Genomic DNA, 24959 nt, shown 5'->3' on the forward strand with positions numbered 1-24959 from the left:
TGAACGAGATCTTCGATGATCCGCAGCATCCCTACACCATCGGTCTGATGGGGGCGATTCCGTCGATTGGCAAACGCGAGGGCACGCTCGCGACCATCCGTGGCGCGGTGCCTTCACCGGAACGCATGCCTGCCGGTTGCCGTTTTGCGCCGCGCTGTCCGTTTGCCGAAGCCCGCTGCACGCAGGAAGCCCCTGTCGAGCGTACGTTGTCCGGCAAGCATCGCGTGGCCTGCTGGCTGGCACCGGTGGAGGCCCTGACACCGCCCGCATTCCCGATGGAAGAGGTTGCCGTATGAACGCCCCCGCCCCTGTGCACCCGCTGTTGGACGTGCGCGACCTGACCAAGCACTTCGGCGGTCATCGCGTCGGCTTCTCTCGTGCGCCCACGGTGTATGCGGTCAACGGCGTGTCATTTTCCGTGCAGGCCGGAGAGACGTTCGCGATTGTGGGCGAATCCGGTTGCGGAAAATCCACGCTGGGGCGGCTGTTGTTGCGCTTGCTCGATGCCACGCGCGGCGAAGTGCGCTATCAGGGCGAGGACATCATGACGTTGGGTGCGAGCGCCATGCGGCGTCTTCGGCGCGAACTTCAGATCATCTTCCAGGACCCGTTCGCGTCGCTCAATCCGAGCATGACCGTGGGGGGACTGATCGGCGAACCGATCGCGTTGCACGGCCTCGCCCGTGGGCGTGCCCGGGACGAACGCGTGGCCGAACTGCTGCGCACCGTCGGCCTGCAACCCGATTACGCACAACGCTTTCCGCATGAGTTCTCCGGCGGTCAGCGACAGCGCATCGGCATTGCGCGAGCCTTGGCGGGGGAGCCTCGGGTGATCGTTGGCGGGGAGCCGGTCTCGGCGCTCGACGTTTCCGTGCAAGCCCAGGTCATCAATCTGCTCGAACGCCTCAAGCACGACTTCGGACTGACGCTCATCATGGTCGCCCACGATCTGGCGGTGATTCGCCACATGAGTGATCGCGTGGCGGTGATGTACCTCGGGGAGATTGTCGAGCTGGCCAGCGCGGACGCGCTCTTCGACACGCCGCTGCACCCATACACGCAGGCGCTTCTGCAAGCAATCCCGGCGAGCGATCCGCACCTGCGGCGCGAACGCGCGCCACTCGGCGGCGAATTGCCCAGCCCGACCGCGCCGCCGCCCGGGTGCCGCTTCCATCCGCGTTGCCCGCATGCGCGCGCCGCGTGTCGCGAGCACAAGCCGGTCGACGAAACGCTGCCCGACGGTCGGCAAGTCGCCTGTCATTTCTGGCGCGAGATTCAGAACGCTGGGGCCAGTCCGGCGCGCGCCGCGGCGCCGAGCGATGCGCTGAGCGCGCGACTTGCGCTGTATCGTGCGCGCCAAGCTCAGGCCGATGCGGCCGTCGGCAGATAACAACACTTTCTCCCCACTCACATCCACAAGGGATCTCACGCATGCGTAAAGTTCTGCTCGATCTTGTACTGGCGGCGTCGTTGACGACCGGCGCAGCCGCCGCGATGGCGCAATCGACGCTTCGCATCGGCTTGCAGGAGGACATCGGCTCCCTCGATCCCGCGCGCAGTTCGCAGGTCGTCGACCGCATGGTGCTGCGCTCGCTGTGCAGCTCGCTGGTCGACATCAGTACCGATCTGAAGTTCGTGCCGATGCTCGCCACCTCGTGGAGTGTGAGTGCCGACGGCAAGACGTGGACATTCAAGCTGCGCCAGGGCGTGAAGTTCCACGACGACGAACCGTTCAACGCCCGCGCCGTCAAGGCGAATCTGGACCGCGCGCGCAGCCTGCCCGCGAGCAATCGCAAGAGCGAGCTGTCGTCGATCGATCATGTCGACGCCGTGGACGACAGCACCGTCAACATCGTGCTCAAAGCGCCGGATTCCGCGCTGCTCGCCACGCTGTCCGATCGCGCGGGCATGATGCTCGCGCCCAAGACCCTGAGCGACGATGCCGCCGTGCAGTCCCACCCCGTGTGCTCCGGCCCGTACAAGTTCGTGCAGCGTGTACAGAACGATCGTGTGGTGCTGGAGAAATTCCCGGGCTACTGGGAAGCGGACAAGTATCCGATCCAGAAGGTCGTTTTCCTGCCGATTCCCGACACCACGGTGCGCCTGGCCAACGTGCGCTCGGGATCGCTCGACATGCTTGAACGCCTCGCGCCGTCGGATGTGGCCTCGGTCAAGCGCGATGCGAACCTGAAGTTCGTCTCCATCGACGGGTTGGGTTACTACGGCCTGACGTTCAATGTGGCGGCGAACGCGCCCAAGGCATTGCGCGACAAGCGCGTGCGTCAGGCGTTCGATCTGGCCATCGATCGCGACGCCATCAACAAGGTGATCGGCGGCGGTATCTTCACCCCGGCCAATCAGGCATTGCCGCGCACGGGACAGTACTACGACGCGTCGATCAAGACGACCAAGCGCGACGTTGCCAAGGCAAAAGCGTTGCTGAAAGCGGCGGGCTTCGAGAAGGTCGACGTGACGCTGAGCTTCGGCAACAACACGGTCTCCAATCAGATGGCGCAGATGCTGCAGGCGATGCTCGCCGAGGCGGGCATTCAACTGAAATTGCGGCCGATGGATTACGCGGCGGCGCTCGACGCCGCCCATCGCGGCGACTTCGACGTGCTCTACAACGGCTGGTCGGGACGCGTGGATCCGGACGGTAACCTGCATCAGTTCGTCACGTGCAAGGGCAACCTGAACTACGGGCAGTACTGCAATGCCGATGTCGACAAGCTGCTCAACGAGGCGCGCGTGAAATCCAGCGTGGCGGAGCGCAAGCCGCTCTATGACGCCGCCGACAAGATCCTGTCCGAAGACAATCCCATCCTTTATCTGTACGTGCAGCCGTGGCCGTACGTGCTTACCAAAAAGGTGCAGGGATTCGTTGCGTATCCGGACGGACTGATTCGTCTGCGTGGCGTGAGCCTCAAGGGATAATCCGGGACCGTCCGGCATTACCAGGGAAACAGGAGCCGTCATGCTTCGCCTCGTCCTCCATCGTGCGCTGGTCGCGATACCCACGCTCATCATCGTGTCGATGATGATCTTCGGGCTGCAGAAGATGTTGCCCGGCGATCCCGTGCTCGCGATGGCCGGCGAGGATCAGAACCCGCAGGTCATCGCCGCGCTGCGCGAGAAGTACCACCTCGACAAGCCGCTGCCCACGCAGTACGCGCTCTGGATCGGCGACGTGCTGCGCGGCGACCTCGGCAACTCGCTGCGCACAGGCGAGCCGGTCACGACACTGATCGCGCAGAAGCTGCCCGTGACACTGCAACTGGCGATGTTCGGATTGCTGATTGCCATCGGGATCGGTATCCCACTGGGCATCCTGTCGGCGGCCAACCGCGGCAAGGCCATCGATTACGGCGCGAACGTGCTGGCCTTGTCCGGCATGTCGATCCCCAACTTCTGGCTCGGTATTCTGCTGATCTTTCTGGTCTCGGTGCGTTGGCACCTGCTGCCGTCGTCGGGTTACGTGTCGCCTGCCGAAGACCTGTGGATGAGCTTCAAGACGATGGTCATGCCGGCGTTCGTGCTCGGCGCGGCGCTGGGGGCTCAGTTGATGCGCCACACGCGCAGCGCCATGCTTGGCGTGCTGCGCACCGACTACATTCGCACGGCGCGCGCCAAGGGTCTGTTGCGTGGCACCGTGGTGCTCAAGCATGCGCTGCGCAATGCGCTGATTCCTATCGTGACGGTGCTCGCGCTACTCTTTGGCGAACTGCTCGCGGGCGCGGTGCTCACGGAACAGGTTTTCACGATTCCGGGCTTCGGAAAGCTGGTCGTCGATGCCGTGTTCAATCGTGACTATGCCGTGGTACAAGGCGTGGTCCTGGTGACCGCCGTGAGCTTCATCGCACTCAACCTCCTGGCCGACGTGCTTTACGTCTTGCTCAACCCGCGCCTGCGTCGCGCCTGAGACCTCTTCGAACATGGCCGCATTGCCTACGACTTCCACTGCATCGCAGAGCGCCGAAGGGGGCCGACCCGCCGCGGCCGTTGCCAGCCCCGAACGGTTGCCGCGCCGCCGCCATCGCGGGCTGCGCAAGTTCGCACGTAACCGGGCGGCGGTCGTGGGGGCCATCATCGTGGCGTTCGCCGTGATCGTCGCGCTGTTCGCCCCGTGGTTGTCGCCGTACGATCCGATCGCCACGAGCTTCATGACGGTGCGGCAGGCGCCGAGCGCGCTGCACTGGTTCGGCACGGACGAGCTGGGTCGCGACGTGCTCGCCCGCATGATCTTCGGTGCGCGCGCCTCGCTCGCGGCGGGGGTGGTGTCGGTGGGCATCGCGGTGATCGTCGGCGTGCCGCTGGGTTTGCTCGCAGGGTACTTCGGCCGGTGGGTCGACGCGATTGTCTCGCGTCTGGCCGATGCGCTGCTCTCGATCCCGTTCCTGATTCTCGCGATTGCGATGGCCGCGTTCCTCGGCGCGAGCCTTACGAACGCGATGATTGCCATCGGCGTGTCGGCCATGCCGCGTTTCGTCCGGCTTGCCCGCGCGCAGGCGTTGACCGTCAAGGCGGAGGAGTATGTGGAAGGCGCGCGCGCCATCGGCCTGACGGATGCGCGCATCATCGTGCGCTATATCCTGCCCAACGTGCTGCCGCCGATCATTGTGCAGGCGAGCCTGACCGTGGCGACCGCGATCATCGCGGAGGCAAGCCTGTCGTTTCTGGGGCTTGGACAGTTGCCGCCCTCGCCGTCGTGGGGCTCGATGCTCAACACGGCCAAGGACTTCGTCGAGCAGGCGCCCTGGATGTCGATTTTCCCCGGTATCGCCATTTTCCTGACGGTACTCGGTTTCAACCTGCTGGGCGACGGTTTGCGCGACGCGCTCGATCCGCGCGAACAGTAGCGCGGCACGAGACTCGTCAGCCGCGCCGCCCGGTGGGCCACTTTCACGATTCGTTACCAAGGTCATCAGCCAGTCCCATGACGCACTTCAATTGGCAGAATCCGTACCCGACGCCGCGCCTGCCGGTGTTCGCCCGCAACATTGTGTCGACGTCGCATCCGCTGGCCGCCCAGGCCGGGCTGCGCATGCTGTGGCAGGGCGGCAACGCCGTCGACGCCGCGATTGCCGCCGCCGCGTGCATGACAATCGTCGAGCCGGTCTCCAACGGCCTGGGCGGCGATTGCTTCGCGCTGGTCTGGGACGGCAAGGAACTCCACGGCCTGAACGCCTCGGGCGTGGCGCCGGCCGCGTGGAACATCGATTACTTCCGCAAGAAATATGGTGAGCAGCATGGCATCGCCAAGCAGCCGACGCGCGGTCTCGACACCGTGACCGTGCCCGGCGTGATCGCGGGCTGGGAGGCGTTGCATGCGAAGTTCGGCAAGCTGCCGTTCGCGGATCTGATGGCGCCGGCGATCGAGATCGCCGAGCGCGGACATGCCGTGGCGCATATCGTCGCACGCAAATGGGCGGCGGCGGTGCCTGAGCTCAAGGACCTTCCTGGTTACGCGCAGACGTTCATGCCGCATGGCCGTGCGCCGACGACCAGCGAAATGATCCGTATGCCCGGCCATGCGCGCACGCTGCGCCTGCTCGCGAAGGAGGGGCCGCGCGCGTACTACGAAGGCGAGATTGCACAGCGCATCGCCGCCTGGTCGGCAGAGCATGGCGGGGCGATGACGACCGACGATCTGCGCAATTACCGCGCCGATTGGGTCAAGCCGATCGAGAAGGATTATCGCGGTTATACGGTGCACGAGATTCCGCCGAACGGGCAGGGCATTGCCGCGCTCATGGCGTTGGGCATTCTGGAGAAGTTCGATGTGTCTCGTCTGGCGGTCGATCGCGTGCATTCGCAACACTTGCAGATCGAGGCGATGAAGCTCGCCTTTGCCGATCTCTACCGATACGTCGCCGATCCCCGCTCGATGGAGGTGACGCCTGAGCAGATGCTCGACGACGCCTACCTCACCGCGCGTGCGAAGCTGATCGACCCCGAGCGGGCGTCGCATTTCGACTTCGGCATGCCGAAGGCCGGCGGCACGATCTATCTGTCGGCCGCCGACGAGCAGGGCATGATGGTGAGCTTCATCCAGTCGAACTACATGGGCTTCGGTTCCGGCGTGGTGGTGCCCGATCTGGGTATCGCGCTGCAAAACCGAGGCTGCGGGTTCTCCATGGACCCGAAGTCGGCCAACGTGGTCGAAGGCGGTAAACGACCGTTTCACACCATCATTCCGGCGTTCCTCACGCAAAAGGTCGACGGCAAGCACGAGGCCGTGATGAGCTTCGGTGTGATGGGCGGTGACATGCAGCCGCAGGGCCACCTGCAATCGATCGTGCGGATGATCGACTACGGCCAGCAACCTCAGGCGGCATGTGACGCACCGCGCTGGAAGGTCAATCGCGACTTTACGGTCGATATCGAATCGACGCTCGACCGCGAGACGGTGGCCGGACTGGTAGCGATGGGGCACTCCCTCAAGTCCATCGACGACCCATACATGGACTTCGGCTCGGGCCAGTACATTTGGCGCCTGGATCGCAACGATCCGGATCGAGGCTATGTCGCCGCGAGCGACAGTCGTCGCGACGGTCTCGCCGCCGGCTACTGAGCCAGCGGTTGTGCCCGCAGCGCCGGTGGCGCGGTGTGCATCGCACCGCGCCACCGGCGCTGTTTTCTTATGGGGCGGCGCTGCGCATGCCAAGTCGTGTCCAGAGGCGATGTTGGCGTGCGCTCACTCATCTCGGATTCCTACACGGCGTTACGGCGTACAGAACACATTAAGATTCTGTTGATTCATCGAATCGTCACAGTTCACCGGCAATAATCACGTCGCACGAAGCCTATACCAACTAATTCGGCAACCGATCTACTGCGTCGAATCGCGCGTGGCACCGGGGGCCGGTGCGACCCGGGGAAACGACGCCATGACGATCCGTCATCGAATTACGCTATTGGTGATCCTGACGTTTATCGCGCTCTCGATCATCGGTGGCTACGCGGTCTACCAGACCCGCGCCAGCGCTCACAAGGTTCGGCAGGTGACGGAAGGCGTGGTGCCGAGCGCACTCGCTTCCGCCGATCTCGTCTCGCAAGTCAAGGCGGTGCAGATTGCCACGATGACGCTGGTCTACGCGCAGGACGACACTGTCGTCGAACAGGCGCTCAACACCCTCAAGAAGCTGCGCGGCGACATTGACCGGTCGCTGACCCGTCAGGCCGAAGGCGCGGCGAGCGATGCGCAGAAGGGATTGGTGACCCAGGCCCGCGAGAGCGTCGAGAATTACTTCAATGCCATCAACGACACCGCCAAGCTCAAGCAGGCGGGCAAGACGGACATGGCGCAGGCGTTCCTCTTCGCGATGGTCGCGCAGTATCGCGACGAACTCGAAGGGGTGGTCAACACGCTGCGCGTCGAGAAGACGCGCCAGCAGGACTCGGCCATTGCCACGCTCAACGACACGCTCTCGACCACCACGACGGCCATCGGCATCGTGACCGGACTCGCAATCGTGCTGCTCACGGCCATCGGCGCGTTGCTGTACCGCCAGATCACGCGTCCGCTCTCGCGCATGCAGGCGATGATGAGCGAGATCGCCAAAAGCCAGGATTTCACCCGTCGCGTGCCGGTCGGTCGGATGGATGAAATCGGGCACTCGATCGTGGCATTCAACGGCATGATCGAGAAGATTCAGGAACGCTCGGCGCAACTCAAGCAAAAGACGGCCGACATTCAGGCGATGCTGCAGAACATGCAGCAGGGCATTCTGACGGTGGTCGACGGCGCGCGCGTGCATGGCGAATACTCGGCCTATCTCGAAGCGATCTTCGAGACGCAGGACATCGCCGGGCGTCCCGTCATGGAACTGGTGTTCGGCGACAGCGATCTGGGCGCGGATGCGCTCTCGCAGGTCGAAGCCGCCGTCGAGGCCTGCATCGGGCAGGATGCCATCAACTTTGTCTTCAACGAACACTTGCTGGTGGGCGAGATCGGCAAGCGCATGTCGGACGGGCGCATCAAGCAACTCGATCTGACCTGGTCGGCGATCACCGACGAGAGCGACACGATCCTGCGGCTCATGCTGTGTGTACGCGACGTGACCGAGCTGCGCGAACTCGCGGCCGAGGCCAGCGAGCAGAAGCAGCGGCTGGAGATGATCGGCGAGATTCTGTCGGTGAGCCAGGAGAAGTTCCATCACTTCATCGAAAGCTCGACCGGCTTCATTCGTGAGAATGAACGCATCATACGCAAGCACTCGCAGGCCGACAGCGCGGCCATTGCCGAGTTGTTCCGCAATATGCACACCATCAAGGGCAACGCGCGCACGTACAACCTGCAGTACCTGACGAACGTCGTGCACGAGACCGAGCAGCGCTATCACGAGCTGCGCCAGCCGGACGTCGCGCGCCTGTGGGATCAGGATGGCCTGATGCGCGAACTGGAGCGCGTGCGCGATGCCGTCGATACCTATGCGCATATCAATGAGATGAGCCTCGGTCGAAAAGGCCCGGGCAGGACGGCCGACGAGGAATCGATGGTGGTGGACCGTGCCCACATCCGCGCGAGCCTGCGCATGCTCGAAGCGGCCGATCCGAACGATCCGCATCAACTCGTCGCAATGCGCGACGCCGTGCATCAGACCCTGCGCCTGCTGGGCACCGAGGGCGTGGGCGAAGCGTTGGGCGGGGTGCTCGATTCGCTGCCGTCGCTGGCGAGCGAACTCGGCAAGCCGGCGCCGGCGGTGCGCGTCGACGACAACGGCTATCGCCTGCGTTCGCCCGCCGTGCGAATTCTGCGCGATGTGTTCATGCACCTGCTGCGCAACTCCATGGATCACGGGCTGGAGAGCGCGGACGAGCCTCGTGCGAAGGGCAAGCCGGAGGCCGGCACCATCGACATCGAAGTCGGCCTCGATCACAACATGCTGCAAGTCACGCTCTGCGACGACGGACGCGGCCTGGCGCTGCACCGCATTCGCAACATCGCCGTGCAGCGCGGCTGGATTACGGCCGAAACCTACGTGACGGACGAGCAGATCGCCCAGTTCATCTTCCGCCCGGGCTTCTCGACGGCGGCGCAGGTCACCGAGGTGTCCGGGCGCGGTGTGGGCATGGATGCGGTGCAGGACTTCGTGCGGCGCGAGCATGGCCGCATCGAGCTGCGCTTCACCGACGAGCACAAGGGGGCTGAGTTCCGCCAGTTCCAGACGGTGGTGTGTCTGCCGGACAACCTCGTGGTCGACGGTTTCGACCTGAACAGCGTGGCGGCCGATGCCGTCGACAGACCGGCGCTGGATGTCGACGTGCCGCGCTCGGAGACGATTCGAGTATGAACTCGGTGCAATGGTTACTGGCAGGTGGAATGGCGGGCGTGATCAGCGCAGGCGTTGTGGCGTTCGTTGCGCACCGGTGGCGCATGGCGCAGGCCACGGCACACTGGCGCGCGCTGATCCAGGCGCATGACGAGGCGCTGGCGCAGGCGCTCGAACGCGAGCGTCTGGCCATCGCCAGCCTCGACGAACAGGGACAGGCGCACGACGAGGCGCTCACCGCGCAGCAGGCACGTTTGACGCAGGCCGAAGTCGATTTGCAAGGGGCGCGCAAGTCCGAGGCTGCCGTGCTGGAAGCAAAAGGTCACTGGCAAGCCGAGGCCGAGCGCATTGCGGGCGAGGCGGGGCGTCTGCGCGGACTGGCGGCGACCTTCGAGCGCTGGCACGAGCAGATGATCTCCCTCATGACGCAGAACCAGGACATGCACGCGAAGAACCACGAACTGGCGTCGATCGTTCGGCACGTTCTGATCGTGTCGCTCAACGCGTCCATCGAAGCAGCCCGCGCGGGTCCGGCCGGGCGCGGCTTCGGCATCGTCGCGAGCGAAGTGCGTTCGCTCGCCACACGCTCCGAAGAACTCTCGAAGAGCTATCGCGACAGCCTGCATCGCAACGACGTGACGACGACGGCAACGTTCCAGGACATTCAGGCGGGCGGCAAGATGATCGCGGCCTCCCTCTCGAGCGTTGAAGCCCTCGCGCAGCAGTTGCATTCCCGTCTTCACTAAGCCAGCAGGTTTCGTTGTGATCAGCGCTCACGCCCGCGACAGTTTCGAACGCATTCTCCATAAAGCCGCACGCACCCGGCTCGCACGCTCGGTGAACGGCGCGTGCGAGATTGTGCCGCTCTCAGTGCGCCAGTACGACTCGCCGCCGCTGGACGTCGGGGTCGATCTGGCCGCCCGGCATGCCAACGTGGTGGTGTTCACCATCTCGTCCATCGGCTTTCGCATGCTGCTGGTGCTGCACTTCGACGAGGACGATGCGACGGCCGCGTACTTCGCGGGCGACGATCGCGACAAGCCGTTTCGCGAGGTGTTCCTCGAACTTGGCAATCTGTGTTGCGGGGCGATCAATCAAGAGTTGCTCAACTACTTCCCCGATCTGGGCATGTCGACGCCGTACGTACTGAGTGCGCACTGCGTGCCGCACCTCACGCAACTCAAGCCGAATCTGCTGTCCTCGTGGGACATCACGCTCGATGGTTCGGTGCGTCTGGCGGCCACGCTATGCGTTTGCGCGCACGCCCCGCTCGACTTCAATGCCGACGTCAGCGAATCGGAAGACAGCAGCGGTGAACTGGAATTGTTTTGAATTGGCAATGGTTTTGTCAGGCCCTAGGAAATTACGATAATGAACCGAAGCACCCCCCGCGAGTCGGTCAGCCAGTTTCTGATCCTCGACGACAGCGTCGAGCATGAATACCCCGAAGCGCTCGTGCGCGGCATGGTCGATATCACCGACGGCGTATTTCGCGGCTTGTTCGGCGACATCGCCGTGCACTGCGAACCGCCCGGCGTGGTGCGCGATCGCATCATTTTCGGTGAGGTCTTCAGCCTGATCCCGCTCGAGAGCGCCTGGTGCCGCGGCTACATGATGATGCAGGCCGAGCAGGTTCCGTTCATGCAACTGCTCGAACATACCGGCCGCTGCGACGGGCCGGCGGGCTTTCGCGAACTCAACGGCATGCTGGGCGAGCTGACGAACCTGATCTGGGGCGCGTTCAAGAACCGCTACATGGGTGATCCCTCGGCAGTGGGCCACACACAGGTCCAGGTGCCGCTGCTCATCAATCACAAGCAGAAGTACATTTCGTTCGGCACCGACAACCCGCAGTTGTGTTTCGTCTATCGCCTCACCGATCCGGTCAGCGGCCAGATCGTGACATTGCATCAGCATTTCGTCTTTAGCCTCAACTGGTCGCCGGAGGCGTTTCGCGACGCCCCGCAGGCAAGCGCCGAGCCCGTCGAAACCGGGGCGCTGGAGCTGTTCTGAGATCCCGACGCGAACCTCTACTCCCTCTTACACACAAGGACAACACCATGTCGAAGATTCTCGTGGTCGATGATTCGAGCACTGTGCGCGACGAAGTCGCCGGCTTTCTGCGCAAGAACGGCCTGGATGTGGACACCGCCGTTGACGGCAAGGACGGTCTCGCCAAGATCAAGGCCAGCCCGGGCGTGAAGCTCGTCATCAGCGACGTGAACATGCCGAATATGGACGGCCTGACGATGGTCGAGAAGATTCGCGGCGAACTCGCGAACCAGAGCGTCAACGTGGTGATGCTCACCACCGAGAGCAGCCCGGCCATGAAGGAGCGTGGCAAGGCGGCCGGCGTGAAGGGCTGGATCGTCAAGCCGTTCAAGGGCGACGCCGTGCTCGAGACGTTCCGCCGGCTCGCCGGCTGACATCGCAGGCCAACCGGTGCCGCGGGGGCCGGTCCGCGACGCCTCGCCGCCGGACCGTCGCCACTGCGCGACGGCGGCGTTACACTGCTGACTTTCCCGCACTATGCGAGCACTGACGCAGGCTGTTTGCGCATCCTCGCTTCCTCATCATGAGCGTTGTACCCGAGAAAAAGAAGCTGACCGCAGGCGCCGACGACAATGTCGTGCGGGCACCGGACACCGAAGTGATCGAAGGGGCGGCGGGCTCGGCCGAGGCACGGCCGCGTCGGGCCAAGTTGCGTCTGACCTACGTCATCGCCAGCCTCGACCGTCTGCTGCGTCGCCACATGTCCGAAGCGCTGGCACCGCTCGGCCTCACGCTCGCCCAGTTCACCGCGCTATCGGTGCTCGACGCCCGCGGCAAGCTCTCCAATGCGCAACTCGCCCAGCGCTCGTTCATCACGCCGCAATCGGCCAATGAGGTCGTGAGCCTCATGGCTGGGCGCCAGTGGATCACCCGTGAGCCCGACCCCAATCATGGCCGCATCGTGCTGTTGCAACTCACCGACGAAGGGCGCCGGGTGCTCGCGCAATGCGAAGCCGTCGCCAAGGAAATCGACACGCGCATGCGTGCCGATGTGAGCCGCGAGGACGCCGCCGCCGTGCAACGCCATCTCGAAATGTTCGTGCGCAATCTGCGCGACTGACCCCGGGTTTGTCCCGACCTGCCGATCACTTGTATTGTCAGGTAGCTTGATATTAAATGGAGACCGTCGCCGCAGAGAAGCGGGCGACAGCATTCCAGTGGCACGGTAAGGCGAACGCAATATGCGGCTCGCGCGGCATTGTCGCGCCCGCCGTACGTCCGCCCTATATATCAGGTTACCTGATTAAATGGGCGTCGCCGCCGGCGTCGGCTGACTGCGCATCAGGTGCCGCTCTCGCAGGGCGGCGACCGAAGTCCATGACGAAGATGACAGGAGACACCATGAAATCGAATCAGGAGGGCAACGCGCAGGCGTTGCCGTTGGCGCCGGACAGGCAAGCGAGTCTCGCCAGTCCGGTGGCGCTCACGTTGGCGCTTTGCTTTGCCGTGGCGTTGCTCGAAGGTCTCGACCTGCAATCGGTCGGGGTGGCGGCACGCGGCATGGCCAAGGAGTTCGGACTCAGCGTCGCGCAGATGGGGCTCGCCTTTTCGGCGGGCACTTTTGGCCTGCTGCCCGGGGCGATGGTAGGCGGGCGTTTGGCCGACAGCATCGGCCGCAAGCGCGTGCTGATGCTCTCGGCCGCGGTCTTCGGCGTGTTGTCGATTGCCACGGCGTTCGTGTCGGACTTTTGGATGTTGGTGATCGTGCGCGTGCTCACGGGCATCGGCCTGGGCGGTGCAATGCCGAACCTGATTGCCTTGTCGTCGGAAGCCGTGCCGCCCCGCCTGCGCGGCACGGCCGTGAGCATCATGTATTGCGGGATTCCGCTCGGCGGTGGCATTGCCGCGACCATTGGCATGCTGGCGGTGAGCGACGCCGACTGGCGGCATATCTTCTACGCGGGCGGCATTGGCCCGCTGTTGCTCTTGCCGTTGCTCGCCTGGTGCCTGCCGGAGTCTCGCGCGTTTGCGGCCGCGACCTCGCAAGGCCAGCGCGCCACGCCCGCGCCGATGATGACGGTGCTGTTCTCCGAGGGGCGCGGCATCTCGACGATTCAGCTCTGGCTATCCTACTTCTGCACGCTCATCGTGCTGTACTTCCTGCTCAACTGGCTACCGTCGCTCATGGGGGCGCGCGGTCTGGCGCGCGGCGATATCGGTTGGGTGCAGATTCTTTTCAACGTGGGGAGCGCCGTTGGCGTGCTCGCCCTCGGCTACCTGATGGATCGCGCGCGCATGTCGCTCGTGATTGGCGGCATGTACCTGGGCATGATCGCCTCGCTTGTCGGGCTCGCGGCGGCCCAGGGCTTCGGTGTACTGGCGACGGCGGCGTTCTTCGCAGGCATGTTCATCATCGGCGGCCAGTCGGTGCTCTACGCGCTCGCCGCCGCCTACTACCCGACCGCCATGCGCGGAACGGGCGTGGGGGCAGCGGTGGCGTTCGGACGCATCGGCTCGGTGGTCGGGCCACTGGCCGCCGGCATGCTGCTTGCCGTGGGCAGCAGTGCCGCCCTGGTGATCGGCGCGAGCATTCCCGTCACCATCGTGGCCGCGCTGGCCGCCCTCATGCTCATTCGTCGTCCCCGCGCGGCTGACTGATTCGGCGTCACGCCGGTTGGCCTCGCTTGTGCGCGACGGACGCCACTGGGCTGTGCCGTCGCGCATTTTCTTGCGCAAGGGCCGCGCAGGTCTGCCGTTCCTGGTTTGCCTACACCGATAACAACATCAATTATTTGGAGACACCCATGGCATTTCCCCATCGCGCTCATGCGCTCGCTTCATTGACCGTGGCCGCCGCGCTGGTGGCGCCCGGTATCGCCAGCGCACAATCGAATATCACGCTGTACGGCATTGTCGACACCGGAATCGAGTACGTCTCGCACGCCAGTGTGAACGGTGCCGTGTTGCGCATGCCGGGTGTGACCGGCGAATTTCCGTCGCGCTGGGGTCTGCGCGGCACGGAAGATCTCGGCGGCGGGCTCGCGGCGATCTTCCAACTGGAGAGCGGCTTCAACCTGCGTGGCGGCGATCTTGGCCAGGGCGGTCGCCTGTTCGGCCGCCAGGCCTTCGTGGGCGTGAAGGGCCCGTATGGCACGCTGTCGTTTGGCCGCCAGTACACCATGACGTTCTACGCGCTGCTGGGCTCCGATATCCTTGGCCCCGATATTTACGGCATGGGCTCGTTCGATGCGTACGTTCCCAATGCGCGCACCGATAACTCGGTCACGTATCAGGTCGGCTGGCAGGGGCTGAGCTTCGGCGCGGGGTACTCGTTCGGCCGCGACGCGGCGGGTACGGGCAATTCGCCGGGGCAGGGCACTTGCGCCGGACAGGTGCCGGGGCAGTCGGTGCAATGCCGTGACTGGTCGGTAATGCTCAAGTACGACGCGAACAACTTCGGCGTCGCCACATCATACGAAGAACTGCGCGGCGGCACCAACGCCGCGGTCAACTTCTTCGACGGACAACCCACCTCGGTGTTCGCCAGCAGCGGCGACAAGGACACCCGCACGACCCTCGGCGCGTACTACAAGTACGGCGCATTGAAGGTCGGCGGCGGCTGGCTGGGCCGTCGCGTGTCGACGTCCGCCATCAATACGCACACCAACCTGTTCTACCTGGGCGCGGCGTACAGCATTACGCCGGCGTGGCTGGTGGACGGCGAGGTCTACCGCATCGTCAACAGCGATCACAACACGCGCGGCACGATGACCACGCTGCGCGCCACTTACTCGCTCTCGGTGCGCACCGCGGTCTACGCGCAGGCGGCATACCTCTTCAACAGCGCCCACGCAGCGTACTCGGTCAGCGGCGGAGGCGGCGGCACCACGCCGCCCGCCGGCGAGGGCCAGGCCGGTGTGATGCTCGGCATGCGTCATACGTTCTGATATTTCGAGATCAGGGTTTTCACTGAAAGCGTGATGCTTGCAATGTAAGGTTACCTGATATTAAATGTGTCTGTCGGCAACACCGCGCGCCACTCCCGGCGCGCGGCACAGGTTGCCCGGAACACTTGGGAATTGCGCAAAATGACTGCATACGAAGGACGCTGGAAGACGATCGACGTGAAGGTGGAGGGGGGCATTGGCTGGGTCACCTTCAATCGCCCGGAGAAACGCAATGCCATGAGCCCGACGCTCAACACGGAAATGATCCAGGTGCTCGACGCGCTCGAGCTCGATGCCGATGCCCGCGTTGTCGTGCTCACGGGCGCGGGAGCGGCATGGACGGCGGGCATGGATCTGAAGGAATACTTCCGCGAGATCGATGGCGGGCCGGAAGTCGTGCAGGAGCGCGTACGCCGCGACGCGTCGGATTGGCAATGGCGCCGCCTGCGCATGTACGCCAAACCGACCATCGCCATGGTCAACGGCTGGTGCTTCGGCGGTGGCTTCTCGCCGCTGGTGGCGTGCGATTTGGCGATCGCTGCCGACGAGGCAGTGTTCGGTCTGTCGGAAATCAACTGGGGCATTCCGCCGGGCAATCTGGTGAGCAAGGCCATGGCCGACACGGTGGGACATCGCCGCGCGCTGCACTACATCATGACCGGCGACACGTTCACGGGCGTGGAAGCGGCGGACATGGGGCTGGTGAACCAGAGTGTGCCGCTCGACCAACTGCGTGATGCCACGCTGGCCCTGGCCGCCAAGTTGCTGGAGAAGAATCCGGTCGTGCTGCGCGCGGCGAAGCATGGTTTCAAGCGTTCGCGTGAGCTGACGTGGGAGCAGTGCGAAGACTATCTGTACGCGAAACTCGATCAGGCCCAGCTGCGCGACCCGGAACACGGCCGCGAGCAAGGCTTGAAGCAGTTCCTCGACGACAAGGCGATCAAGCCGGGCCTGCAGGCTTACAAGCGCTGAGGCGCAACGTTCATCGGTGACCGGAAAGAGGGAGAGCGCAATGCATGAAGTGCAGATGCTGATCGGGGGCCAGTGGCGCGGCGCGCAGGGTGGGGCAACGTTCGAGCGCATCGATCCGGTGACGGGCGAAGTTGCCACACGGGCACCGGCCGCGACGCTGGCGGATGCCGACGCGGCCGTCGACGCGGCGCAAGCGGCCTTTCCCGCCTGGGCGGCGCTGTCGCCGACGGCGCGTCGGCAACGCTTGCTTGCGGCCGCCGAGCGCATGGACGCCCGCGCGGCGGAGTTCATCGCCATCGGGGCCGCCGAGACCGGCGCGATGGCCAATTGGTATGGCTTCAACGTCATGCTCGCGGCCAACATGCTGCGCGAAGCGGCGGCCATGACCACGCAAATCGACGGCAGCGTGATTCCGAGCGATGTGCCTGGCAGTCTTGCAATGGCAGTGCGCTCGCCGGTCGGCGTGGTCCTCGGCATCGCGCCGTGGAATGCCCCGGTGATTCTGGCGACGCGCGCGCTTGCCATGCCGCTCGCGTGCGGCAACACGGTCGTGCTCAAGGCGTCGGAGCAATGCCCCGGCGTGCATGCGTTGATCGGTGCCTGCCTGCACGATGCGGGGCTGGGCGACGGGGTGGTCAACGTCGTGACGAACGCGCCGCACGATGCCGGCGAGATCGTGGCGCGACTGATTGCGCACCCGGCTGTCAGGCGCGTGAACTTTACCGGCTCGACGCACGTGGGTCGCATCATCGCGCGCCTCGCCGCGGAACATCTCAAGCCAGCGCTGCTGGAGTTGGGCGGCAAGGCCCCGGTGCTCGTGCTCGACGACGCCGAACTGGACGCCGCCGTCGACGGCATTGCGTTCGGCGCGTTCTTCAATCAAGGGCAGATCTGCATGTCGACCGAGCGAGTGATCGTCGACGCGCGCATCGCGGACGCCTTCGTCGAAAAGCTCACGGCGAAGGCGGCGACCTTGCGCGCCGGGTCGCCGACGTCGCCCGACAGTGTGCTCGGTGCGATGGTGAGCGCGCACGCGGCGTCGCGCGTGGCGGCGCTGGTCGAGGACGCTCGCACGCATGGCGCGCATCTGCCGCTGGGGTGCCGGGTTGACGGTGCGATCATGCAGGCGACGATCGTCGATGGCGTGAGCCCGGCGATGCGACTGTACCGCGAGGAGTCGTTTGGTCCGGTGGTGACGATCCAGCGTGTAAGCGGCGATGACGAGGCGGTGCGAGTGGCCAACGATAGCGAGTTCGGCTTGTCGGCCGCGATCTTCAGCCGGGATGTGTCGCGTGCGCTGCAATTGGCCAAGCGTATCGAGTCGGGAATCTGCCACATCAATGGCCCGACCGTGCACGACGAAGCGCAGATGCCGTTCGGCGGCGTGAAGTCCAGCGGCTACGGTCGATTCGGCAGCAAGGCGTCGATCGGCGAATTCACGGAACTGCGCTGGATCACCGTGCAGACAACGCCGCGCCATTACCCGATCTGATCGTTCGCAGGATGAGGCTGTGCCCGTGCGCGGACGCTACCGAGAGAGCGCCGCGGCGGGATCGAAGCAGGAGACAGTGTTTTGAATCAAGGCAACAACACCGCCGCCACGCACGACGTGGCGGCTCATCGCTATCGCCAGGTCGCCATCGGCAACCCGGGGGTCGACGTGATTCGCGATGGCGAATGCTGGTATCTGCGCTCGCGTGAGCCGCTCGGCGATTTTCCGGCGCGTCTCACGGACCGGCTCATCTCCGGCGCGGCACGGCACCCGGAACGGTGGCTCGTAGCGCGTCGCGGCCCCGACGGTCAATGGATCGGCATCACGTATGCGCAGATGCTGCAGCGTGCGCGTGCGATCGGCCAGGCATTGCGCGATCGCGGAATGTCGCCGCAACGTCCCATCGCGATCCTCTCCGGCAACGATCTGGAACACTTTGAACTCGCGCTCGGCGCGATGTACGCCGGGGTGCCGTTCGCGCCGATCTCGCCGGCGTATTCGATCGTGTCGACGGACTTCGGGAAGCTGCGTCATACGCTGGAATTGCTGCAGCCGGGGCTGGTGTACGCGACGGACGCGGGCGCCTACGGTCGCGCCATGGACGCCGTGCTTGACGACAATGTGGTCCGCGTCACCGCGCGCGGCGACGGGGGCACGCTGGCCTTCGATGCGCTGCGCGATACCGTGCCGCGCGACATCGACGCCATTCACGCGCAAGTCAACGGCGACACCATCGCCAAGATCCTCTTCACGTCCGGCTCAACCCGTCTGCCGAAGGCCGTGCCGACCACCCAGCGCATGCTGTGCAGCAATCAACAGATGCTGCTGCAAACGTTCCCGACCTTCGGCGAGGCGCCGCCCGTGCTGGTCGACTGGTTGCCTTGGAATCATACGTATGGCGGCAGTCACAACGTCGGCATCGCGCTCTACAACGGCGGCACGCTCTACATCGACGACGGCAAGCCGGTCGCAGGCAAGTTCGAGGAAACGTTGCGCAATCTGCGCGAGATCTCGCCGACCGTGTATTTCAATGTGCCGAAGGGATGGGAGGATCTCGCCATCGCCCTCGAAAACGACGCGGCCCTGCGCGAGCGCTTCTTCGCCCGTGTGAATCTTTACTTCTTCGGCGGTGCCGGGCTGTCCCAGGCGGCCTGGGACCGGCTCGAACGCGTGACCGAGGCGCATTGCGGCGAGCGTATCCGGATCATGTCGGGGTTGGGGATGACCGAGACGTCGCCGAGTTGCATGTTCACCACCGGGCCGATCATGCGTGCGGGCTACATCGGCTTGCCCGCGCCCGGCTGCGAAGTGAAGCTCGCCCCGGTCGGCGGCAAGCTCGAAGTGCGCTTTCGCGGACCGAACGTCATGGCCGGCTATTGGCGTCACCCGTCGGGCGATCCCGTGTTCGACGACGAGGGCTACTACTGCACGGGGGATGCCGCCACATTTGTCGACGCGCAGCACCCGGAGGTCGGTCTGCAATTCGACGGACGCATCACCGAAGATTTCAAGCTCAGTTCAGGCACATTCGTGAGCGTGGGGCCATTGCGGGCTCGCGTGATTTCGGAAGGGGCGCCCTATGTGCAGGACGCGGTTGTCACCGGTATCAATCGCGACGATATCGGATTGATGGTCTTCCCGCGCGTCGAGGATTGCCGGCGCTTGAGCGGTTTGCCGTCACACGCGCCGCTGAGCGACGTGCTGGCGAGCGGTCCCGTGCGTGAAGCGTTTTCGGCACTGCTCGCACGACTGAATGCGAGCGCCGGGGGAAGCGCCACGTATGTTGCGCGACTCATGCTGCTCGACACTCCGCCCTCGCTCGACCGGGGCGAAGTCACCGACAAGGGATCGATCAACCAGCGTGCGGTGCAGGACCAGCGTGCCGCGACCGTCGATGCGTTGCATGCCGCGCAGGCGGGCGACCCGCGCGTCATCCTCGCACCCGCAAGGCGCTGACATGATGTACCCGCAATCGCTTGGCGCGGCCGAAGACATCGCGTTCGTGCTGAACACGCTCGGCGTGGGCGACGCGTTGACACGCCTCGCCCCGTTTCGTGAATTCGACACGGCCACACTCGTGCAAGTCGTCGACGAAGCCGCCCGTTTCGCCCGTGAAGTGCTTGCGCCGCTCAACGCTGTGGGGGACCGCGAAGGTTGCACCTGGCGCGACGGCGAGGTGCGCACGCCCAGCGGCTTCGCCGATGCCTATCGCCAGTATTGCAACGCCGGTTGGCCGTCGCTGCCGTGCGATCCGTCATTGGGCGGACAGGGGTTGCCTGTCGTGGTGCAGGTGGCCGTGCAGGAACTCACGGCCGGCGCGAATCTCGCCTGGACGATGTACCCAGGCATCCTGCATGGCGCGTATGAATGCGTGCACCGATTCGGCAGCGCCGCACTGCGCGATGCGTGGCTGGGGCCGCTGGTCAGCGGTGAATGGCTCGCCACGATGGCGTTGACGGAACCGGGCGCCGGCAGCGACCTCGGGCAGATTCGCACGCGTGCCGAATGGATCGACGGGCAGCACGAGACCGTGCGCGTGACCGGCGAGAAGATTTTCATTTCGGGCGGCGAGCAGGATCTCACCCCGAACATCGTTCATCTCGTGCTTGCTCGTACACCGGATGCCCCGCCGGGCAGCGGCGGGTTGTCACTCTTTCTTGTCCCCAAGGTGCTTGCGAATGGCGAGCGCAATGCCGTGCGTTGTACGGGCATTGAGCACAAGATGGGGATTCGCGGGAGCGCGACGTGCTCGATGGCGTTCGAGGGCGCGACCGGTTACCTCATCGGTGCACCGCATCGCGGCCTCGAGGCGATGTTCGCGATGATGAACTCGGCGCGGCTGCATGTGGGGGCGTCCGGCGTTGGACTGGCGCAGAGCGCCTACGATATGTCGGTTCGACATGCCCTTGAGCGTGTGCAATCGCGCGTGCCGGGGGCCGATGCCGGCGTGCCCATCGCCGGGCATCCGGCGGTGTGGCGCTTGCTCGAGGGGCAGCGCGTGGCGGTCGAGGGCGCGCGACTGTTGTTGTATCGCGCGGCGCTCGCCATCGATGAGGCTCACCATGCCGACACGCCGCAGGCGCGCGTGCAGGCCGATGCGCTGGCGGCGCTGCTCACTCCGGTGGTCAAGGCAATGCTCACCGAGCAGGCGTTCCTGGGCGCCAGCGATGCGTTACAGGTTTTCGGGGGCTACGGTTATGTCGAGGAGACTGGCGTCTCGCAGTTTCTGCGCGACGCGCGTATCCCGATGATCTATGAAGGGACCAATGAAATTCAGGCCATCGACCTGATGCTGCGCAAGGTCGTCAAGGACGACGGCGCCACGCTGTCGCAATGGCTGACGTGGGCGCGTGCGCAGGTGAGCGAGGCGCGCATCGTCGTCGACACGCGCGATGGCTTCGACGCCGCGCTGACGGTGCTCGACGACTGGACGTTGCTGATGCCGTCGGTCATCGCGTTGGCGCGAACATCGCCCCGCGCGGCATTGTGTGTCGCGGGCGAGATGATGCGCGTGGTGCATGGCCTGTCGATGGCAGGCCTCTGGGCGCAGGCGGCGCTGGCGGCGCACCGCGTCCAAGGGCCCGTCGCCGATGGGAAACGCCGCGCGGCGCGCTATTGGTTGAAGTTCAGCCTGCCGGAGACGCGTCGTGCGATGGCGATCGTCGCTGCGCAAATCCGTGACCCGGAGACCGCCGAATGAATCTCGACAAGCTTATCGCCATCGATACGCACGTGCATGCGGAAGTGTCGTGCTGTGAGCCACCGGACCTGTTCGGCAAGGCGTTCGACGACGCGGCCGACAAATATTTCGGCACGGTGCTCAAGCAGAATCGCCGCCCCACGATTCCCGAGACCATCGAGCATTACCGCGCGCGCAATATCGGCTTTGTGATGTTTACCGTCGATTGCGAGGCGAACATCGGTCGTCGCCGTATTCCGAACGAGGAGATCGCGGGCTTCGCGCAGGAGAACGCGGACATCATGATCGCGTTTGCGAGCATCGATCCGCACAAGGGGCGCATGGGCGTGCGCGAGGCGAGGCGGCTCGTCGAGGAATTCGGCGTGCGCGGCTTCAAGTTCCATCCCACCATGCAGGGATTCTTCGCCAACGACCGCATGGCCTACCCGATGTACGAGCTGATTGCCGAATACCAGCTCACTGCGGTCTTTCATAGCGGTCATTCGGGGATCGGCTCCGGCATGCCCGGCGGCGGCGGGTTGCGGCTCAAGTTCTCGGAGCCGATCCATCTCGACGACGTGGCGACCGACTTCCCGGACATGAACATCGTGATCGCGCACCCGTCGTGGCCGTGGCAATCGCAAGCCCTGTCCATCGCGCTGCACAAGCCGAACGTCTACATCGATCTGTCGGGGTGGTCGCCCAAGTATTTTTCGCCGGAGCTGATGCAATACGCGAATTCGCTGCTGCGCGAGAAGATGCTGTTCGGCTCGGATTTTCCGCTCATCGCGCCGGACCGGTGGTTGCGCGACTTCGAGACGGCGGGGTTTCGCGACGAGGTCAAACCGCTTGTGCTCAAGGACAACGCAGTGCGCATGCTCGGGCTTGCGGACACGCGGCAGAACATCGCGTCGGCGGCGTGACGGGCGGCGGGCGGCGGGCGTGAACGGTCACGCCGTGCTGTGGTCAGCGTACGCCCGGTGTGCCGTAGCGTACGCGTGCCGCTTCGCGCATGGCGCTGATGAGCGTTTGTTCCGGCGGCGTCGGGACGGTGTCGTTGCGCCACAGAATGCCGATGGACTCCTCGGTGCCCTTCGTCGCGAACGGCAAAGCACACAGCACGCCATCGGCAAGGTCGTCCTGCACGGTGATTTCGGAGGCGATCCAGATGACATCGTCGCGCAAGGTCATCGCGCGCGCGAGCGACATCGAGAGCAGCTCGGAATAGTCGTCGAGCATGCCCACGCCATGCGCGCGCAAGAAGCCATCGGCGGTATGCCGCAGGATCGTGCCGTTCGGCGGCAGCACCACGTGATAGCGCGCAATGTCGGCCATCGACACGCTACGCTGCTGAACGAGCGGATGCGACGCACGCACCACCACGCTCAGCGGGGTTGCGCACAGGTGCTCGAAGGTGAGGCCCGCCATGCCCTCGGGGTCCGACATCCGGCCGAGCGCCAGCGTGACCTGTCCGGACTTCAGCTGCGTGAGCAACTGTTGATTGGCGCCGGTGTGGACTTGCACGACGATGCCCGGCCATTCGCGCCGGAACGTTTCGAGGACACTGGGCATCATGGCGGCCGCCAGGGTGGGCAAAACGGCGATCTCGATCACGCCGCCCGTCTGGCCGTTGGCGCGAGCGAGCACGTCGATGCCCTGACGCAGTGCGCTCACGCTTGCACCCGCATGCCGCAGAAACAGTTCGGCCTGTGCGGTGGGGCGCGCGCCATTGCGCCCGCGCTCGAACAGACGCACGCCCAGCAGGCCTTCGAGTTCGGCAATCGTCTTGCTGACGGCCGGTTGCGTAATGGACAGGGCTTCCGCGGCACGCTGCAGGCTGCCGTGTTGGGCAACCGCCAGCAGGCATTGCAGATGGCGCAGCTTGATGCGTCCGTCGAGTCGATGTCTTTCCATGTCGAAAAGTTATGAAAAACCTAAGAAAATGTCAATAAATATATCCATTGATTATGGATATAGTGTCGAAAACCAGCTGGCGGCAAGCCAGATTCGTTAACACAAAATGGAGTGAGACCATGTCGAATTCGACGACCGTCCTGCGCCCCCGCGACTGGGATTCGCATCCCAAGCTGATCGACAGCGGGTATAAGTCCACGGCGCTGCGCGGCCCCAAGCAACTGCTCGTGCCCGTCAAGCAGAACCTCGCGAACCTGCGTTCTCCGGTCTACGGTCACGGTATCGTCGGGGCGCTCGATAGCGACCTGACGCGCAATGCGGTGCGCAACGGCGAGCCGCTTGGCGAGCGCATGATCGTCACGGGCCGCGTGCTCGACGAAGGCGGTCGTCCGGTGCCGAACACGCTTGTCGAGCTGTGGCAGGCCAATGCATGCGGCCGCTACGTGCACAAAGTCGACCAGCACGACGCCCCGCTGGACCCGAACTTTCTCGGTGCCGGCCGCGCGCTGACCGACGCGCAGGGCCGTTACAAATTCCTGACCATCAAGCCAGGCGCTTACCCGTGGAAGAACCACCACAACGCGTGGCGTCCGCAGCATCTGCACTTCTCGGTGTTCGGTGAGTATTTCGCGACCCGGCTGGTCACGCAGATGTACTTCCCGGGCGATCCGCTGCTCGGCTACGATCCGATTTTTCAGGCCACGCCGGCGCATGCCCGCGACCGTCTGATTGCGCGCTTCTCGATGGATATCACCGAGCCCGAGTACGCACTGGGTTACGAATTCGACATCGTCCTGCGCGGTGCCGACCAAACGCCGATGGAGTCCTGAGTCATGTCCGATTATCAGCAAACGCCGTCGCAGACCGTCGGCCCGTACTTCGCTTATGGCCTGTCGCCGGAGCAGTACCGTTACGACTTCAAGAGCGCCTTCACCCCCGTGGTAGCGCTCGATCGTGCCGAAGGTGAGGCCATCCGTGTGGTCGGACAGGTGCTCGACGGCGCCGGTCAACCGATCAACGACGCGTTGATCGAGGTCGTGCAGGCCGATGCCGCTGGGCGCTACGTGCAGAGCGCCGAGGACATCGAGCGCACCGGCTTTGCCGGCACGGGCCGCTGCGGCACCGGCACCCACGCCGAGCACTGTTTTGTCTTCGACACGATCAAGCCGGGCGCGGCCGCGCCCGGCGAGGCACCGCGCATCGATGTGATTCTGACGATGCGGGGCTTGCTCAATCATCTGTTTACGCGTATCTATTTCGACGACGAGGCCGCGGCCAATGCGCTCGACCCCGTGCTGCAACAAGTGCCGGCCGAGCGTCGCCACACGCTGATCGCACGCCGCGAGGTGAGCGGCGGGCGTGTGTCGTACCGGTTCGACATCCGCATGCAGGGCGACGAGGAGACGGTTTTCCTCGACCTTTGATGCTGGTCATGCAAGGCTGACACTGGCGCGGCTTCGGGCTGTCGGCATGAAAGTGCTGACAGCCCGCGGCCGTCTCCGCCTTTTTGCAACGGAACAGGGCGACCCGGCCTGACCCAACCCTAATCACTCTCGACGCTCCGATGACGGAACTGCTTGACTCTTTGCTGCGCGGCGCTGCCGTGACAGCGCGTTTCTCGCGCGACGCCACGCTGCAGGGCATGCTGGACTTCGAAGCGGCGCTGGCTGCCGCCGAGGCCGAGGCAGGCC

The 24959-nt window shown here is 64.8% G+C and carries 22 protein-coding genes; 21 read left to right on the forward strand and 1 reads right to left on the reverse strand.

The genetic code is table 11. The annotated features are described in order from the left end of the window. The 19 genes from A985_RS29130 to A985_RS0109765 all read left to right on the forward strand — a co-directional run. Nucleotides 1-296, forward strand: a 296-nt coding sequence (locus tag A985_RS29130) for an oligopeptide/dipeptide ABC transporter ATP-binding protein (RefSeq protein ID WP_369751567.1), incomplete at its 5' end; no start/stop codon positions are given. Further along, complete coding sequence (locus tag A985_RS0109680) at nt 293-1390, forward strand: ABC transporter ATP-binding protein (protein WP_017233208.1); 1098 nt, start codon at nt 293-295, stop codon at nt 1388-1390. The genes A985_RS29130 and A985_RS0109680, both read left to right, overlap by 4 nt. Nucleotides 1391-1431: 41 nt before the next feature. Further along, nucleotides 1432-2934: an ABC transporter substrate-binding protein gene (locus A985_RS0109685; RefSeq protein ID WP_017233209.1), complete on the forward strand. Its 1503-nt coding sequence runs from the start codon at nt 1432-1434 to the stop codon at nt 2932-2934. A 40-nt stretch (nt 2935-2974) separates the two neighbouring features. Then, nucleotides 2975-3919, forward strand: coding sequence for an ABC transporter permease (locus A985_RS0109690; RefSeq protein ID WP_017233210.1), 945 nt, complete (start codon nt 2975-2977; stop codon nt 3917-3919). A gap of 13 nt (nt 3920-3932) precedes the next feature. Next, nucleotides 3933-4856: an ABC transporter permease gene (locus tag A985_RS0109695; RefSeq protein WP_017233211.1), complete on the forward strand. Its 924-nt coding sequence runs from the start codon at nt 3933-3935 to the stop codon at nt 4854-4856. Nucleotides 4857-4933: 77 nt separating this feature from the next. Further along, the gene (locus A985_RS0109700; RefSeq protein WP_017233212.1) at nt 4934-6571 is read left to right on the forward strand and encodes a gamma-glutamyltransferase family protein; all 1638 of its coding nucleotides are present in this window, start codon (nt 4934-4936) and stop codon (nt 6569-6571) included. Between the two features lie 316 nt (nt 6572-6887). Continuing rightward, complete coding sequence (locus A985_RS0109705; RefSeq protein ID WP_017233213.1) at nt 6888-9293, forward strand: MCP four helix bundle domain-containing protein; 2406 nt, start codon at nt 6888-6890, stop codon at nt 9291-9293. Next, nucleotides 9290-10018, forward strand: a complete 729-nt coding sequence (locus tag A985_RS0109710) for a methyl-accepting chemotaxis protein (RefSeq protein WP_017233214.1) — start codon at nt 9290-9292, stop codon at nt 10016-10018. Before A985_RS0109705 ends, A985_RS0109710 begins: the two co-directional genes overlap by 4 nt. Nucleotides 10019-10034: 16 nt before the next feature. Beyond that, nucleotides 10035-10604 (forward strand): hypothetical protein, encoded by a 570-nt coding sequence (locus A985_RS0109715; RefSeq protein WP_017233215.1) that lies wholly within the window; start codon nt 10035-10037, stop codon nt 10602-10604. A gap of 39 nt (nt 10605-10643) precedes the next feature. Next, a complete protein-coding gene (locus A985_RS24935) occupies nt 10644-11285 on the forward strand; it encodes a chemotaxis protein CheX (RefSeq protein WP_017233216.1) in 642 nt (213 codons plus the stop codon). 47 nt (nt 11286-11332) lie between these two features. After that, a complete protein-coding gene (locus tag A985_RS0109725) occupies nt 11333-11698 on the forward strand; it encodes a response regulator (RefSeq protein WP_017233217.1) in 366 nt (121 codons plus the stop codon). A 149-nt stretch (nt 11699-11847) separates the two neighbouring features. Continuing rightward, nucleotides 11848-12384, forward strand: coding sequence for a MarR family winged helix-turn-helix transcriptional regulator (locus tag A985_RS0109730; protein WP_017233218.1), 537 nt, complete (start codon nt 11848-11850; stop codon nt 12382-12384). 281 nt (nt 12385-12665) lie between these two features. Continuing rightward, nucleotides 12666-13922 (forward strand): 3-(3-hydroxy-phenyl)propionate transporter MhpT, encoded by a 1257-nt coding sequence (mhpT, locus tag A985_RS0109735; protein ID WP_017233219.1) that lies wholly within the window; start codon nt 12666-12668, stop codon nt 13920-13922. 146 nt (nt 13923-14068) lie between these two features. Further along, on the forward strand, nt 14069-15211 hold the full coding sequence (locus tag A985_RS0109740; RefSeq protein WP_017233220.1) for a porin: 1143 nt from the start codon (nt 14069-14071) through the stop codon (nt 15209-15211). 141 nt (nt 15212-15352) lie between these two features. Then, nucleotides 15353-16183, forward strand: coding sequence for a p-hydroxycinnamoyl CoA hydratase/lyase (locus tag A985_RS0109745; RefSeq protein WP_017233221.1), 831 nt, complete (start codon nt 15353-15355; stop codon nt 16181-16183). Between the two features lie 40 nt (nt 16184-16223). Next, nucleotides 16224-17675, forward strand: a complete 1452-nt coding sequence (locus A985_RS0109750; protein WP_017233222.1) for an aldehyde dehydrogenase — start codon at nt 16224-16226, stop codon at nt 17673-17675. Nucleotides 17676-17756: 81 nt separating this feature from the next. Next, entirely contained in the window at nt 17757-19631 is a 1875-nt protein-coding gene (locus A985_RS0109755) for a feruloyl-CoA synthase (protein WP_017233223.1), read from the forward strand. Nucleotide 19632: 1 nt separating this feature from the next. Next, nucleotides 19633-21375, forward strand: a complete 1743-nt coding sequence (locus A985_RS0109760) for an acyl-CoA dehydrogenase family protein (RefSeq protein WP_017233224.1) — start codon at nt 19633-19635, stop codon at nt 21373-21375. Further along, entirely contained in the window at nt 21372-22277 is a 906-nt protein-coding gene (locus A985_RS0109765) for a 4-hydroxyphenyl-beta-ketoacyl-CoA hydrolase (RefSeq protein WP_017233225.1), read from the forward strand. Before A985_RS0109760 ends, A985_RS0109765 begins: the two co-directional genes overlap by 4 nt. Nucleotides 22278-22320: 43 nt before the next feature. On the opposite strand, the gene pcaQ is transcribed toward A985_RS0109765, so the two are convergent. Beyond that, nucleotides 22321-23268 (reverse strand): pca operon transcription factor PcaQ, encoded by a 948-nt coding sequence (gene pcaQ / locus A985_RS0109770; RefSeq protein WP_017233226.1) that lies wholly within the window; start codon nt 23266-23268, stop codon nt 22321-22323. A 119-nt stretch (nt 23269-23387) separates the two neighbouring features. Here pcaQ and pcaH point away from each other — a divergent pair, with 119 nt between their 5' ends. Together pcaH and pcaG are read left to right on the forward strand one after the other, a co-directional pair. Then, a complete protein-coding gene (gene pcaH, locus A985_RS0109775; RefSeq protein ID WP_017233227.1) occupies nt 23388-24098 on the forward strand; it encodes a protocatechuate 3,4-dioxygenase subunit beta in 711 nt (236 codons plus the stop codon). Nucleotides 24099-24101: 3 nt separating this feature from the next. Next, nucleotides 24102-24692: a protocatechuate 3,4-dioxygenase subunit alpha gene (gene pcaG / locus A985_RS0109780; protein ID WP_017233228.1), complete on the forward strand. Its 591-nt coding sequence runs from the start codon at nt 24102-24104 to the stop codon at nt 24690-24692. Nucleotides 24693-24959 lie beyond the last annotated feature (267 nt).

Source organism: Pandoraea sp. B-6 (assembly GCF_000282835.1).
Lineage (GTDB): Bacteria > Pseudomonadota > Gammaproteobacteria > Burkholderiales > Burkholderiaceae > Pandoraea > Pandoraea cepalis.